The 14,966-nt window shown below is 46.6% G+C and carries 9 protein-coding genes; 4 read left to right on the top strand and 5 right to left on the bottom strand.

Annotation, left to right across the window (positions count from 1 at the left end; genetic code table 11):
- Positions 1 to 292: 292 nt before the first annotated feature.
- On the bottom strand, positions 293 to 631 hold the full coding sequence (locus tag B853_RS25690; RefSeq protein WP_010453251.1) for a YggL 50S ribosome-binding family protein: 339 nt from the start codon (positions 629 to 631) through the stop codon (positions 293 to 295).
- 262 nt (positions 632 to 893) lie between these two features.
- Here B853_RS25690 and B853_RS25685 point away from each other — a divergent pair, with 262 nt between their 5' ends.
- Positions 894 to 2,930, top strand: coding sequence for a PhoX family protein (locus B853_RS25685; protein WP_128827056.1), 2,037 nt, complete (start codon positions 894 to 896; stop codon positions 2,928 to 2,930).
- 87 nt (positions 2,931 to 3,017) lie between these two features.
- Here the strand turns inward: B853_RS25685 and B853_RS25680 are convergent, their stop codons facing one another.
- The 3 genes from B853_RS25680 to B853_RS25670 all read right to left on the bottom strand — a co-directional run bounded on the left by B853_RS25680 (position 3,018) and on the right by B853_RS25670 (position 8,005).
- Positions 3,018 to 4,409 (bottom strand): glycoside hydrolase family 1 protein, encoded by a 1,392-nt coding sequence (locus tag B853_RS25680; protein ID WP_038885492.1) that lies wholly within the window; start codon positions 4,407 to 4,409, stop codon positions 3,018 to 3,020.
- A gap of 209 nt (positions 4,410 to 4,618) precedes the next feature.
- Positions 4,619 to 5,746 carry a conjugal transfer protein TraF gene (locus tag B853_RS25675; RefSeq protein ID WP_010453246.1) on the bottom strand — a complete coding sequence of 376 codons (1,128 nt, stop codon included), beginning with the start codon at positions 5,744 to 5,746 and terminating at the stop codon, positions 4,619 to 4,621.
- Between the two features lie 198 nt (positions 5,747 to 5,944).
- Complete coding sequence (locus tag B853_RS25670) at positions 5,945 to 8,005, bottom strand: sensor histidine kinase (protein ID WP_038885493.1); 2,061 nt, start codon at positions 8,003 to 8,005, stop codon at positions 5,945 to 5,947.
- Positions 8,006 to 8,182: 177 nt separating this feature from the next.
- On the opposite strand from B853_RS25670, the gene B853_RS25665 reads away from it, so the two are divergent.
- Complete coding sequence (locus B853_RS25665; protein ID WP_038885494.1) at positions 8,183 to 9,532, top strand: sigma-54-dependent transcriptional regulator; 1,350 nt, start codon at positions 8,183 to 8,185, stop codon at positions 9,530 to 9,532.
- 64 nt (positions 9,533 to 9,596) lie between these two features.
- On the opposite strand, the gene brnQ is transcribed toward B853_RS25665, so the two are convergent.
- On the bottom strand, positions 9,597 to 10,907 hold the full coding sequence (brnQ, locus tag B853_RS25660) for a branched-chain amino acid transport system II carrier protein (RefSeq protein WP_038885495.1): 1,311 nt from the start codon (positions 10,905 to 10,907) through the stop codon (positions 9,597 to 9,599).
- Positions 10,908 to 11,743: 836 nt separating this feature from the next.
- Here brnQ and B853_RS25650 point away from each other — a divergent pair.
- Both B853_RS25650 and B853_RS25645 read left to right on the top strand, forming a co-directional pair.
- Positions 11,744 to 12,754 (top strand): TAXI family TRAP transporter solute-binding subunit, encoded by a 1,011-nt coding sequence (locus tag B853_RS25650; protein WP_038885496.1) that lies wholly within the window; start codon positions 11,744 to 11,746, stop codon positions 12,752 to 12,754.
- 88 nt (positions 12,755 to 12,842) lie between these two features.
- On the top strand, positions 12,843 to 14,966 hold the full coding sequence (locus B853_RS25645; protein WP_038885497.1) for a TRAP transporter permease: 2,124 nt from the start codon (positions 12,843 to 12,845) through the stop codon (positions 14,964 to 14,966).

Genomic DNA, 14,966 nt, shown 5'->3' with positions numbered 1-14,966 from the left:
CGTGTACGTATTCAATATTGGAAAGACACAAAAACTGACGCTGCTAAAAAAGCATAGTTAACCACACTCGTGACACTGAGCTGGCAATGGACGGATGACCCTCCATAGAACGCCAGCTCTAAAATTATCTAGCACACTAACTCTTTCCAAATACCAAAGTTTCCCAATACCCCAAAAACTATCCGCTTTCCAAGCCTTGGTGCATTTAGCACAAAATCATTGCCCAAAACGCAAAAAAGCCAGTCCGAAGACCAGCTTTCTCAATTATTTGTATTACGGAATGGCTCTGTAATTACAGGTAGTTTGCGTCAACTAATTCGCCAGCTTTTGCGCTGCTAACTTCTGGACGAGCTTGTAGCCAAGCCAAAACTTGTGCTTTTTGTTCTTCAGTCGCGCTTTCGTAACGCCCAGTTGAACATAGGAAGCCTTCAAACAGTTCAAGACCACCGCCGCCGAAACAAAGGTTTAGGCCATCAATGTAGTCGATAAACTCATCAACGAATGCATCGTAACGGTCGAAGTCGTTAATGTCTGTTTCACAGCTGATTTCAAAACCTAGGATAGCGAATTCGCCTAGGAATAGCTTTTTACGCAGACGACGATTTTTGTTATCGATTTTATCTAGTTTCATGATTATCTCTCGTGGATGATTTAAATGTTCTTAAGTAACCTCGCCCTTTAGGGGGATTTTGAAGTTACTTGAGTATAAACCTTATACCCCCAAATCTAGCTTAGCCCAAGCAAAATCGGGATTAGGTAGAATAGATGATGATCTTATAACATTTTCGAAACGCAAACTTCATAAAGATAGACTAAATCTGTCACTTTTATCTTCCAAAATTCCCCTCGCTTTACAAACCTATAATTCAACCTAACACTGGGAAAGCAACACCATGAGTAAGGAAACCTTCGACGCGAAGCGTTACAACCAGAGTAATAACAAGCCTTTTGAAGAAGTACTGGAAGCGAGCCTCTCTCGACGCAGTATCCTGAAAGGTGGTTTAGGTATTAGTGCAATGACCGCTTTTGGTGCATTTGGTTTATCTGGGTGCAACTCGTCTAGCTCGGGTACTTCAGCTGGGAATGGGTCTAACGTGTCTAGCGCAGTATTGAATTTTGATTCTATTCCGGGCTCTCTGACGGATGCAGTTTCGATTCCGCAAGGTTATATCGCACAGGTATTAGTGCCTTGGGGGACGCCGCTAAACGCACAAGGTAATGCCTGGAAAGATGATGGTAGTAACACGAGTACTGATCAGCTGAATGCGCTGGGTATGCACCACGATGGCATGCACTTTTTCTCACTAAATGACAGTGATACTGATGGCTTGTTGTGTATTAACCACGAGTACATTGATACTTCAGCATTGCATCCAAGTGGTCCAACCGTTGTGGGCGGTGTGCGCACTATCGTCGACGAAGTTCGTAAAGAAATTAACGCACATGGTGTCTCTGTGGTTCGCGTTCAACTTGAAGACAACATGTGGAAGCTAGTGGATACCGACCCACTAAACCGCCGTTACACCGGTGCTACGGTCATGGACTTATCTGGTCCTGTGGCAAATACAGAATTGGCCGTGACTCGCTTCTCTCAAGATGGCAGCCAAGCACGTGGCACACTGAACAACTGTGGTAATGGTTTCTCGCCTTGGGGCACGTACCTAACGTGTGAAGAGAACTGGCCGGGTTACTTCGTCAACGCAGGTGTTCGCACTGAAGAGCAAGATCGTATTGGTGTCGACGATGAGCGCACTCGTTACTTATGGGAAACGTTGGCGGGCAACGCTGAGGAACGTTTAGACGAGTTCACACGATTCAATGTAGAACCAACTGGTGCAAGCGCATTGGACGATTACCGTAACGAAGCAAACGGTCATGGTTACATTGTAGAAATTGACCCTTACACGCAAAACTCACGCGCGAAAAAGCGTACGGCGCTAGGTCGTTTCCGTCACGAAGGCTGTACGTTCGGTAAGCTTGAAGAAGGTAAGCCTGTGGTCTTTTACTCTGGCCACGATTCTCGTTTTGAGTACCTATACAAATTTGAATCTGCAGCAGCATGGGATCCAACAGATGCTAATCCAGCGAACCGTTTGGCAACGGGTGATAAGTACATGGATGAAGGCACTCTGTATGTGGCGCGCTTTAATGAAGACAGCTCTGGTACTTGGCTACCACTAACACTAGATAGCGCGACAGTTTCTGGTGGTAAGCTGGCAGACAACTTTAACTCGCTAGCAGAGATTATCCTAAATACGGCAGGCGCAGCAGACCTTGTTGGTGCAACACCTATGGATCGTCCTGAGTGGTGTACCGTTGACCCGTTCACAGGTTCGGTTTATCTAACGCTAACGAACAACACCAAGCGTACAGAGGAAACTAACCCAGCCAACCCTCGTCTGAACAACAAGTTTGGTCATGTAATTCGCTGGGACGAAGGCGAAGCGGCAACAGACTTTACGTGGGATATCTTTGTGTTTGGTTCTCCAGCAAACGGTGATGCGGACACTAACCGTTCGAGCTTGACGGAGCTTAACCAGTTTGCGAGCCCAGACGGTTTGGCGTTTGACCCTCGCGGCATCCTTTGGATTCAAACGGATAATGGTGCAGATGAAGTGACGTCCTACACCAATGATCAAATGCTTGCTGTCGTGCCATCAAAACTGACAGATGAAAACGGCACGCAAGAGGTGATTGGTGCAGAGAACCAAGCGGAACTGAAGCGTTTTTTTGTTGGTCCTAACGGCTGTGAAGTGACCGGCTTTACCATCAGCCCAGATTACAAATCGCTGTTCGTGAACATTCAGCATCCGGGTAACTGGCCATACAGCGATAATGCTGCGGAAGAGACTCCAGCGGGGATGTCGATTCGTCCACGTGCCGCAACGGTGGTTATTCGCCGTGAAGACGGTGGTGAAATTGGTGTTTAACCAATAGGTCATATGACTGATAATCGGGAATAAGAAAAGCCCTGTGTTTACAGGGCTTTGTTATTTCTGATGAGTTGCTTACTAAGGCTAGCTTTTTAGAGATCCGCCAGCAGTACGAATCACATCTTGATACCAGAAGAAGCTCTTCTTACGTTTGCGTTCTAACGTGCCTTGGCCATCGTTGTGGCGATCAACGTAGATGTAACCGTAACGCTTGCTCATCTCAGCGGTTGAGTTTGCGACCAAATCGATTGGCCCCCAACTGGTGAAACCCATCAGCTCAACGCCATCAAGAATTGCTTCGTGTGCTTGCACAAGGTGGTCGTTCAGGTAAGCGATGCGGTAATCATCTTGAATCTGACCGTTTTCATCGATTTCATCACGCGCACCTAAGCCGTTTTCTACGACGAACAGCGGTTTTTGGTAGCGATCATGTAGGAAGTTAAGCAGAACGCGCAGGCCTTTCGGATCAATTAACCAGCCCCATTGGCTCTTTTCAAGGTATGGGTTCGGTACTCCATCGACGATGTTCCCCACCTCTTTCTGTTTTGGATCCGCACTCGCACAACCACTTGCGTAGTAGCTGAATGAGATGAAGTCGACACTTGCCGATGCGATTTCTTCTAAGTCGCCTGCTTCCATCTGAATTTCAATGCCGTTTTCACGGAAGTAACGCTTCATGTAGCCCGGGTACTGGCCACGTGTTTGCACATCACCGAAGAACAACCACTTGTTGTTTTCATGCATTGCAGTTAGCACGTCGTTTGGATTGCAGGTGTATGGATAGTAGAGAGCGCCAAGCAGCATATTGCCAATCTTGCCGTTTGGTACGATTTGCTGACACAGTTTTACCGCTTTCGCATTTGCCACTAGCTGGTGGTGAATCGCTTGGTAAATCTCTTGCTCATTGGCGTCTTCTTGCAAGCCGACACCAGTAAATGGCGCATGCAGAGACATGTTGATTTCGTTAAACGTTAGCCACAGCTTCACTTTGTCTTTGTAGCGTTCAAGCACGGTGCGAGCATAACGTTCGAAGAACTCGATCACGCGACGATCGCCCCAACCGCCGTAGTTTTCAACCAGTGCGTAAGGCATTTCGTAGTGAGATAAGGTCACGAAAGGCTGGATATCCTGCTTCGCTAGCTCATCAAAAATTTTATCGTAGAACGCCAAACCTTCTTCGTTCGGTTCTAGCTCGTCACCGTTCGGGAAGATGCGGCTCCACGCCAAAGACAGGCGCAGACAGTTAAAGCCCATCTCTTTGAACAGCGCAATGTCTTCTGGGTAGCGATTGTAGAAGTCAATTGCCAGGTCTTTGATACCCGGCGTACGCTCTTCACGGGTTTGATGCGGACTCAAAATACCGTTTGGCAGCATGTCCGAAGTCGATAACCCTTTACCCCCAAGGTTGTACGACCCTTCTACTTGGTTAGCAGCAATGGCACCGCCCCAAAGAAAATGTTCAGGAAACTTAATCATGTTTCTCACTCTTTATTGTTTTGAAATATGTGTTTTCTGTATTTGAGAATAGTGTAGGTCAAAGAGGGATTCTGATATTGAGATCGTGTTTTTCTCAAGCTTCGGGAGAATATGGCTCAACTGGTATTTTTTTAATCGGAAGGGGGGGGTAAATCAGAATAGTTGGAAATAGAGTTCCAGCCCCGCTTATGCAAGGCTGGAGATAACATTTAGAAAGTAAATGCTAGGTTTGCCGCTGCACCTAGTTGGTTTTCACCAGCATAAGAGCCTGCGATGTCTAAGCTAACGACATCAAATGGGCTGATGCCAATACCTGCAGTAATTGAGTTTTCTAAAGTATCTTCTAGATCCATCTCATAACCTGCTCGTAGTTGTGCCCAACCCCAAGCATTGCCTTCAATACCAACTCGAACAAATTGAGTGTCGTCTGCTAGTTCTTTGAAACGTTTTTGCTTGGTTAAGTCGGCATCAATGCTAAATGAAACGTAGTCGCTTGCATAACCAAGACCTACAGTTGCTTGAGGGGTGAGTTCGTAAGTGTACCCGCCAAGTTCTGTATCGATGTCTTGTTTGAACAGATCTTTAATAGTGATACCAGCGCGGAATGCATTTTTGTGCCACGCCATGCCTAGATCCATGTTGAAGGCACTCTTTGATACTTCACTCTTATCGTAATCTTCGACATCAAAATCATCTAGAGAAGTGCGCTGAGAGTAGGTCATCAATTGTTGGTATTTAGGAGAGATACCAAACGCGATGTTTTGGCCGCCTAGCTCAAAGTTGCGTGCAAATGAAACGCCGTATTCAGCAGTGCCAAATGCCACTAGCTCAACGTTTGAGTTCAGGTAGCGCTGCTCTACCGTACCAGAATCAGCAATGTCTGGAGCCGCGATCACTTCAACGTAACCTGTACTAAATAGGTTGATTGAAACATGGCGAGTCGGGATTGCGATAGCCAGACCTAGACCACCGTTGATTGCTACTGGAGCACTATCATCGAGCTTATCTAGTAAGCGAGACATTTCTGCCTCATCTGCAGGTGTTGGCATGCCTTTAATGCGATCGTACAGGTCTTGCGCATCTTCGACAGTGGTAAGCGCTTCATCTTTGTCATTCGCATTGATACCAAATGCAGGCAGAAGTAGGCCGACATCATCGTTTTCACGATATAACGCACCAAGAGCAGGGTTGTGAAGTGGGGCTGTTAGGTAATCTGCTGAAACCACACCAGTGTTACCCATCGCATGGCTGCGAGCATCTGCGACGTATGGTGCCGCAATTGATTGTGTTGAAAGCACGGTTAGTGCACTAGCCACTGCAAAAGCTAATTTGTTCATAACGTTTCCATTGTTACTTTATATTTTTGTTGCCGAAGCAATTGAATAGATCGGATTTACAGTTGCATTGTTATAGGTGTGCAGACGTTGGTTTTTGTCTGCTTATGCAACTTATGTAAATTGTCTCATTATTTAGACGCTCTTATCAATTATCTTGTAAATATATTTGAGCAAAAATATGTGGTTATTGATTACTTTCTAGGCAGCTATAAAAATAAGCTCAAAGGAAAGGCCTTTGGAGTGGTTTATGCGCACAGAAATACTGCCACCCATGTCACGCATGTTATTAGCCGTGATCGCTAAACCGAGTCCTAAACCTTTACCAATTTTCTTTGAGGTTTGGAATGGTTCGAACATGGATTCAAGCATCTCATCCGACACGCCGCAGCCATTATCACTGACAAGCAGTTCAACTTGATTTTCTGTTGGATTGACGATCAAACTCAGCTGCGGATTGTCGGTTTGGTCCATTGCATCCAATGCGTTTGACACAAGATTGCCGAGCACTTGAAGCAGTCGTTGTTCTTCACCCATGATGTTAGGTAAATCGTGAGGAACACGTACACGCACGTCAACGTTCTCTAATTGAGATTGATAAACTCGTAGGGTTTCTTCTAAAGCGGTTGTGAGGGAAATCTCTTGTAGTCTTTCTGGCTTGTTGTAAGCAAATGTCTTTAGCTGACTGGTCATGCTTGCCATGCGATCAATCAGTTTCTGTACTAAGACATTGTTGGCTTTCATCATCTCGGTTTCGCCACGTTCCGCTAGCAGCTCGTTTGTTGTGAGCAGGGTTCGCAAGCCTGTTAGTGGCTGATTGAGCTCATGAGTGAGCGCGCTTGACATGCGACCTAAGGCTGCCATTTTGCTCGATTCAATTAATTGGCTTTGCGCTTCTTTTAGCGCTTGAGTTCGCTCTTCTACCCGCTGCGCCAGTTCTTGGTTGACCTGTTGCAGTGATTGCTCGGCTTTTTTCCGCTTGCTGATATCGATGATCGTCGCAAGGAAATACTGCTCGCCATGCCATGGAAAACTGGTCAGAGAAAATAGGACAGGGAAGACGCTACCGTCACTACGTCTGGCTATGGTTTCGACCGTGCTGATCTCTGCGAGCTCTTTATGTTTAGGCAAGTCCTTCAGTAATTTAAGTGTGGTGGAATTGGGATTGCCTGCGTCGAATAATTCCCAAGCAAAAGCGTGTCGATTGACGCTTTCCGGTAAACAGAACAAACGCTTCGCCATTGGGTTGAGATCGAACAGTTGCCCTTGTTCATCAATCAATAGCAAACCTACGTGGGTCTTATTGATCATTTGTTTTAAGCGGCGTTGGGATTCTTCCAACAGAGCTTGAATTCGCTGTTGGTTGATGTGTTTCTGGCGACGCTGTAGACCAATGATGACGAGTAATACAACCAACAAGATCAGCGCTGCTACGCTCCAACCAATCACGTTTATGGTTTGTTGAATCGGCTTAGAAGGGGTGAGGTAGCTTACGTACCAATTCAAATCATCCAATTTAACGGTGTGCGCAAAATAACGTTGCTGGTTGAGCGTCCACACACTGATATTGGTGTTGTCGTATAAGCGTTGCGTTTCTAACTGAACGGTATTGCTCGGTTCGTTAAACCAGTCAGCGTTATAAAGCGAGCTGCTCGATAGGAAAAAGCGTTGCTGGCGATTTTGCAACGTAATGATGTCTTGGCTAGTAATGGTCTGTTCGGTCAATAAGCTCAGGTTGATTTGCACCACCACAATGCCTGCGATATCTAGACCGTCGTAGATAGGGGCTGCAAGATAATACAATGGGCTCGAACCTTTGGTTTTGTTCACCAAGGAAACACCGCCGCCTTGATTGTGAATTTGTTCCACAATGGCTTTTCGGTCAGACAGGCTAAAGCGCTCTTCTATCAAACTCGATACCAATACTTCGCCAGAGTTAGACAGGATTAACCACCCTTCTGTATTGGCAGCTTTATCGAGTTGAGTCAGTTGGGTTTGCAACGGTTCGTAATAAGTTCGGTTTCCTTTCACAAACGCGATGGTTTCTGGATTGTTGGTAACAAGGTAAGGCAGATGGTAGAAGCGTTTAAGTGCTCGACGAACTTCACCAATATAGTCGAGCAGCTTTTGTTGAGCTTCGGTTTGAGTTTGTACGCTCAACCACTGACGGGCAACCTCTCTGCTGGCGCTATAGCAAGACAACATCAGCACTGCCGCAATTGCGACCACAAGCCATGTTTTGCCATTCCTTTTGCGCTGCATACTGACTCCATTCAGCTAATGCGTCCTCACCGACAGTCTTTAAAGAGTGCGCCTAACTGGTTGGATGTTAAAGACTTGTAAGCAAGAAGTGAGATCTAGCTCCTTTTCTCCTCAGTGGTTTTTGCTACCGTTAACAAAGAGCGATTTCTTTCCCACCTATAAAGCAGGCAGTAACTCATGGCTTTTGACGACTCCCCTAAAATTGCACTTATCGAAGACGATGACATTGTTCGCCAAGCTACCAGTCAATGGCTGCAACTGGCGGGGTTCGATGTGACTGCGTTCAGTTTAGGCGAAGAGGGCAAAGCGGCCATTCTTAGCCAAGAATTTGATGCGATTGTCAGTGATGTTCGCCTGCCGGACACCGATGGTTTGTCGATACTAGAAAGCCTGATTGCCAATCACATTCCAACGCCGATTATCTTGATCACCGGACATGGTGACGTCGATATGGCAGTAGGGGCGTTACAAAACGGTGCGTTCGATTTTATCGAGAAACCTTTTCAACCTGAGCGCTTATCCCAACGAGTGACCGAAGCGGTAGAGAGCTATCGCGCACAAACATCCACTCAAGATCGCCAAGAGTACCTATCTAGCGTTAGTGGCTTAGAAGAAGTGTTGATTGGGCGAAGCCGAGTGATGCAACAGCTTAGAGAACAAGTTGCCAAGTTAGCACGCATTGATACTAACGTGATTATTTACGGTGAAACAGGTTGTGGTAAAGAGCTGGTAGCGACCAGTTTGCACAATGAAAGCCAACGCAGAACCCATCATTTTGTGCCAATCAACTGTGGTGCTATTCCTGAGAACCTGTTTGAAAGTGAGCTGTTTGGGCACGAAGCTGGGGCATTTACCGGAGCGGGTAAAAAGCGCATTGGTAAATTGGAATACGCGGATAAAGGCACCTTATTCTTTGATGAAATCGAGAGTATGCCACTGTCTATGCAGGTGAAAGTCTTACGTTCATTGCAGGAACATACGGTTGAGCGCGTTGGGGGTAATCAGCAGATCTCGGTTGATTTGAGAGTGATCGCCGCCGCGAAAGAAGATCTCAATGATCATGATGAGTTTCGTCAGGATTTGTACTATCGACTCAATGTGGCGCAGATCTATTTGCCACCATTACGTGAGCGAGAAGAAGACGCGTTGATCTTGTTCGAACACTTTGCTCTGAAAAGTAATCCTGAGAGTCGTCCGCTGAGTGAAGCCGATAGAAAAGCCATTCTTGCTTACGCTTGGCCCGGTAACGTGCGCGAGCTAAGGAATGTCGCGATGCGTTTTGCACTGGATGAAACCGTCTCCGTAATGGAAATTCTCTCCAGTCGACCATCTTCTACAACCGAAGAGACGCAAGCAGGCGTTCCGTTGGCGATTCAGCTACACAACTTTGAACGTAAGGTACTACACGATTCCTTAGTTCGACACCAAGGACGAATTACGGATGTGATGGTCGAGTTAGATTTACCGCGCCGAACCCTCAACCAAAAGATGCAGAAGTTTGGTCTAAATCGCTCTGATTATACATAGAACAAACGGCTTCTGAGGAAGCCGTTTTTTGTTGAGGTACTTATTTGTTAAGGTACTTGCCAATCTAGGCTTGGTTCACCAACTCGGCTTGTTGTTGGCTTGCCTTGCGGGTAAATACTACGCCCACAACCACCATAGCGATCGTCGGAACAATCCAACTTGCAAAGTAGTGGTACAGCGGCATGTTGCTGTCTAACCATTGGTTTGCGGCTTCTGGCATGTAACCTAGGATGTGCAGCGCATCAACACAACCAAACGTTAGAGCAGTGAACGCCGTCGCGACGACCATGATTTGCGACATCTTGTTGCGCACTGGTGCCATGATCATCAACGCAATCGCTACTGGGTGAAGCGCCACAACCGCTGGTAATGTGATAGCCAATAGTTGCTCCAGACCTACGTTGGCGATCAAACCAGCCAACACCATGGTCGTAATAACGCAGCCTTTGTAGTTCACTTTGCTGAAAGTGTTGTCGTAAAACTCACTGCCTGCTGTGGTTACGCCGATAGCAGTAGTCAAACATGCTAATACCATCACGGCACCTAGTAGTAGTGAACCAAACGCGCCAAAGTGGTTGAAGGTGAACGCCGTTAAGATGTCGCCACCGTTACTGAATTCAGAACCTAAGTATGAGCTTGTTGAGCCAATGTAAGCCAATGAGATGTAAACAAATGCCATTGCAACCGCGTACATCAAAGCTGCAATTAGCGTGTATTTTGCGGTGGCTTTTGGACAATCCACACCCATGCTGCGAATCGCGCGGAAGATGATCCAACCAAAACCGATAGAGCCTAGCGCATCCATGGTCATGTAGCCTTGGGTCAAGCCTTCAGAAAATGCGCCAGATACGTATGGTCCCGTTGCAGTAGTAAGCTCGCCGGCTGGATAAACCAGAGCGGTCACAGACATGATCACTAAAATAGCCATCAATGCTGGGGTTAAGATCTTGCCTAGGTTGTCGACCAATTTGCCCGGGTATAGCGCAAACAAAATGGTGATAGCACAGAAAGCAATAGTGAAAGGCACCAAAGCGGCATCACCAAACATTGGCGCAAAGCTAAATTGGTAAGCGACGGTAATCGCACGTGGTATTACGAACGCAGGGCCAATCACGATAAATACCATTACCCAAAAACTGGTCGCCAAAGGTTTAGGTAGGGCAGCGGTTAATTTGTCTGAACCGTTTACGATAGCCACCATCACCAGTGCCATCGCAGGCAGACCTACACCCGTCAAGAGGAAGCCAGACATCCCGCTCAGAAAGTTTTCACCTGCTTGATAACCCAAAAATGGAGGGAAGATCAGGTTACCCGCGCCTAAGTACATGGCGAAAGTCATGAAGCCCAAAGCGGCGATATTGCGTGCGCTTAACATTGTTATTCCTCTTATGTTTCGCTTGGAAGAAACTGAAAGGAATGGGAGGAGTATGTTGTGTTCCCGTCAGCTTCTTCTCAAGCTGACAGAAAGTTAAGATATAGCCTGTCAGCTCTGAATCAGTTTCAGAGAGAGCAGGAGGATCGCAGCAGCAACGCCAGATGGGCGTTTTAAAGCGAATTGCAATTGCGCAGTTGCTGACATGAGCGATCCTTAATGACAAAAAAGCACCAAGGAATACGTTTGCCTTGGCGTGTTGTTACCCTAACGAACATAGGGCTATTGGCACAACCCCGAAGTAGAAAATAAGTTGATACGGTCAATGTTTGTTTCTGAACTGGTGGATTGAACTGCTTTTTAAATTCAAAATTAGAATAAATGACTTTTCATTTCGTTAACATGGCTTGTTTTGCTGTATTATTGTGCTATTTGTAGTCGTTTAGGCTATAAACCTCCGCTTATAAAGTGAGCAGTTTAGAATGATGCGCTTTTTATTCTTATTGTTAAGACGCTCATTAGTTGCAGTTCAATCCAAAATTGCATCGGCAAAATATTGCTTATTAGTGAATCGTGCATTTATTTTGTCTTGATCACATTTTATTAACCTTTTGCGATCTAGGCGTGCAACCTTCTTCTCTTCAATGAGCAAGATCTTGCTCATTACTTTGCTATCAAATCAGCAGAATTTTGCTCATTTTTGATGTCTTTCTGTGCTTGGGCCAACAAATACAATGACTTAAAAGTTGGCATTTCAATTGCTCTAGGGAATTTGTTGTTAATAAAGATTTAACATGATGTAAATCCCCAATCGTGAAACGACTACACGGAGAGTAATAATGAAAATGAATAAGCTGGTAAAAGCTTTGGCTGTCGCTGTGACTTCTTTTGGTATTGCTGCTAATGCTGCAGCAGAGGATCGTAGCTACATTCTTGCAACGGCATCGACAGGTGGTACTTACTATCCTGTGGGCGTAGCGTTGGCGACGTTAAGCAAAGTGAAATTGGCTCCAAAGCACCACTTCTCCCTTTCTGCAATCAGCTCTGCGGGCTCTGGTGAAAACGTCAAACTGCTGAACGAAAATGAAGCACAGTTCGCGATTCTACAAGGTCTTTACGGTGCATGGGCTTGGTCTGGCAAAGGTCCTTATGAGAAAAGCGGTCGCCAAGAGCAGCTGCGTTCAGTCTCTATGCTGTGGCAAAACGTTGAGCACTTTATTGTTCGCTCTGACCTAGCAAAAACGGGCACAGTGACTGACCTGAACAACCTAGATGGCAAGAAGTTCTCTATCGGTAAGAAGAACTCTGGTACTGAGAACTCTGGTCGCCAAATCATGAAAGGTCTGAAGGTCGACCCTGATAAATTTAACCTTGCGTACATGGGTTACGGCGGCAGTGCGAGCGCACTTCAAAACGGCACCATTGACGGCATGAACACGCCTGCGGGTGTACCTGTTGGTGCGGTCACTCAAGCTTTTGCTGCGCTGGGTAAAGACATTTCGATTCTTTCGTTTACCGATGAGCAGATTAAAGAGGCGAATGGCAGTTATAACCTATGGACGAAGTACGAGATCCCAGCGAACACTTATCCGGGTCTAGATAAGCCGATCACCACCATTGCACAGCCAAACTTCTTGGCAGTTCGTGAAGATATCTCGGAAGAAGACGTTTACCAACTAACCAAAGCGATCTACGAGAATCTGCCTTTCCTACAAGGTATCCACAAAGCAACAAAAGCAATGGCGATTGAGAAAGCGATCGCTGGCTTGCCAGTGCCTCTTCACCCAGGTGCGGCGCGTTATTACAAAGAAATGGGCATCGAAATCCCATCAGATCTAATGGCGAAATAACGCTAACTTCGCCCCGAGTTTTGACTCGGGGCATTTTATCCCTACCGATTTCTAAGATGGAAAAAGCCGCCAGAGCTTGGAGTATGAGATGAGCGACTCAATAGAAAAGGAATTACAGAAGTTTGAGCTGCCCACGCGCACTGATTTTCCGTGGGTAACCACAACAATCACAGTGTTTGGCGTGGTGTTGTCTGCTTTGCACATTTGGTTTAATACCTTATCGACGTTACCAGAGTTATGGATTTCCGCGACCCACTTTGCTGGCTTTGCGGTGATTTGTGCGCTTTGGTATCCGGCTCATATCTCCCTCAAGCAGAGTAAGATTGCACTCGGCATTGATGTGTTAATTGCCATGGGCGCGGTCGCGTGTTTGCTCTACATTCCCTATGCCGAAGATGCGCTGTATGAGCGTGGCGTGAAGTTTGTGACCAGCGATTGGGTCTTCGCCATCATGGCTATTCTGATTGTTATTGAGCTGATTCGACGCACCATGGGTTGGTTTATTCCAGTGCTGATTGTGGTGTGTTTAAGCTACGTTGTACTTTGGGGGAAGTGGGCAACAGGTATTTTCCACTTCCCGGGTTTGAGCATGGAAACCTTACTCTACCGCAGCTTCTATTCTTCTGAGGGTATGTTTGGCTCTATTTCGCGCATCAGTTGGACTTTCGTATTCATGTTCATTCTGTTTGGTGCATTTCTCGTTCGCTCTGGTGTTGGTGATTACATCATCAATGTGGCACGTGCTGCGGCAGGCAAAATCATCGGCGGTCCGGGTTTTATCGCAGTGATTGGCTCCGGTTTGATGGGCTCAGTATCGGGCTCTAGTGTGGCAAATACGGTTTCCACCGGTGTTATCAGTATTCCTTTGATGCAAAAAGCAGGTTTCCCTTCGCGCTTTGCAGCGGGCGTTGAGGCTGCGGCGTCGACAGGTGGTCAGTTGATGCCACCAGTGATGGGAGCGGGTGCTTTTATCATGGCGTCTTACACGCAAATTCCGTATGTTGATATTATTGCCGTTTCTTTCATTCCTGCTCTTATCTATTTCTTGTCTGTGGCGTTCTTTGTGCGTATCGAAGCCAAACGCAGCGGCGTTCAGAAGATCACTACCAGCGATGAATCATTACTTAAAGTGCTGATCAGCGGTTGGCACAATCTTATCCCATTGGCGGTATTGGTCACTTTATTGGTTCAAGGCTTTACACCGACTTACGCTGCGGGCTTGTCGATCATTTCAGTGGTGGTGGCTTCTTGGTTTTCGAAAGAGCATAAGATGGGACCAAAAGCGATCATCGAAGCACTTTCGCAAGGCGCGAAAAACATGGCGACAACTGCCGTATTGCTGGTGGGTATTGGTTTGGTGATCAACGTGATCAGCACAACAGGCATCGGCAACACGTTTTCACTGATGATCGACGGTTGGGCGAATGGCGACTTGTTCATCATGATCGTCCTGATTGCGCTCGCTTCTCTTGTTTTAGGTATGGGTTTACCCGTGACAGCGGCGTATATTGTATTGGGTACACTGTCTGCCCCTGCGCTTTACAAGTTGATTGCGGAAAATCAATTGCTTGAATTGATGGTGTCAGGTCAATTGCCTGAACAAGCAAAAGCCATCTTTATGTTGGCGGCGCCAGAAAAGCTAGAACTGCTCAATGCCCCAATGGCGTTGGAAACCGCGAAAGAAATGGTGGCGTTAGTGCCCGCTGACTTTATGGAAACCCTACTAGAGCAAAGTCTGGGTATGGAAGCGGTAGGCTTAGCACTGCTGGCTGCTCACCTCATTATCTTCTGGTTATCGCAAGACAGCAACGTAACCCCTCCAGTGTGTTTGACCGCTTTTGCTGCGGCAACCATTGCAAAAACACCGCCAATGCGCACCGGTTTAATGGCGTGGAAAATCGCCAAAGGTTTGTATCTTGTGCCGCTACTTATTGCCTACACAGGCTTGGTAAGTTGGGATGTGACGTCGGTAATTACCGTAGGCTTCTTTGCCATCATCGGTACCTATGCATTGATCGGTGCGATTGAAGGTTACTTGGAAGGTCCTCTAAACATTCTGCTGCGTCTTGTGTTGATTGTGGTGGGTACATTGCTGGTTTGGCACGACATCCCAATGTTGGTTCGTGTAGCAAGCTGCGCAGTATTTGTCGCGATTTTTATTTACAGTGGTCGCAAGTTCAAATTGCAACAATCTCAACTATCGGTTTTATAA

The sequence above is a fragment of the Vibrio rotiferianus CAIM 577 = LMG 21460 genome (genome assembly GCF_002741985.1).
Classification (GTDB): domain Bacteria; phylum Pseudomonadota; class Gammaproteobacteria; order Enterobacterales; family Vibrionaceae; genus Vibrio; species Vibrio rotiferianus.
This window is presented reverse-complemented; position numbering and strand designations above follow the sequence as displayed.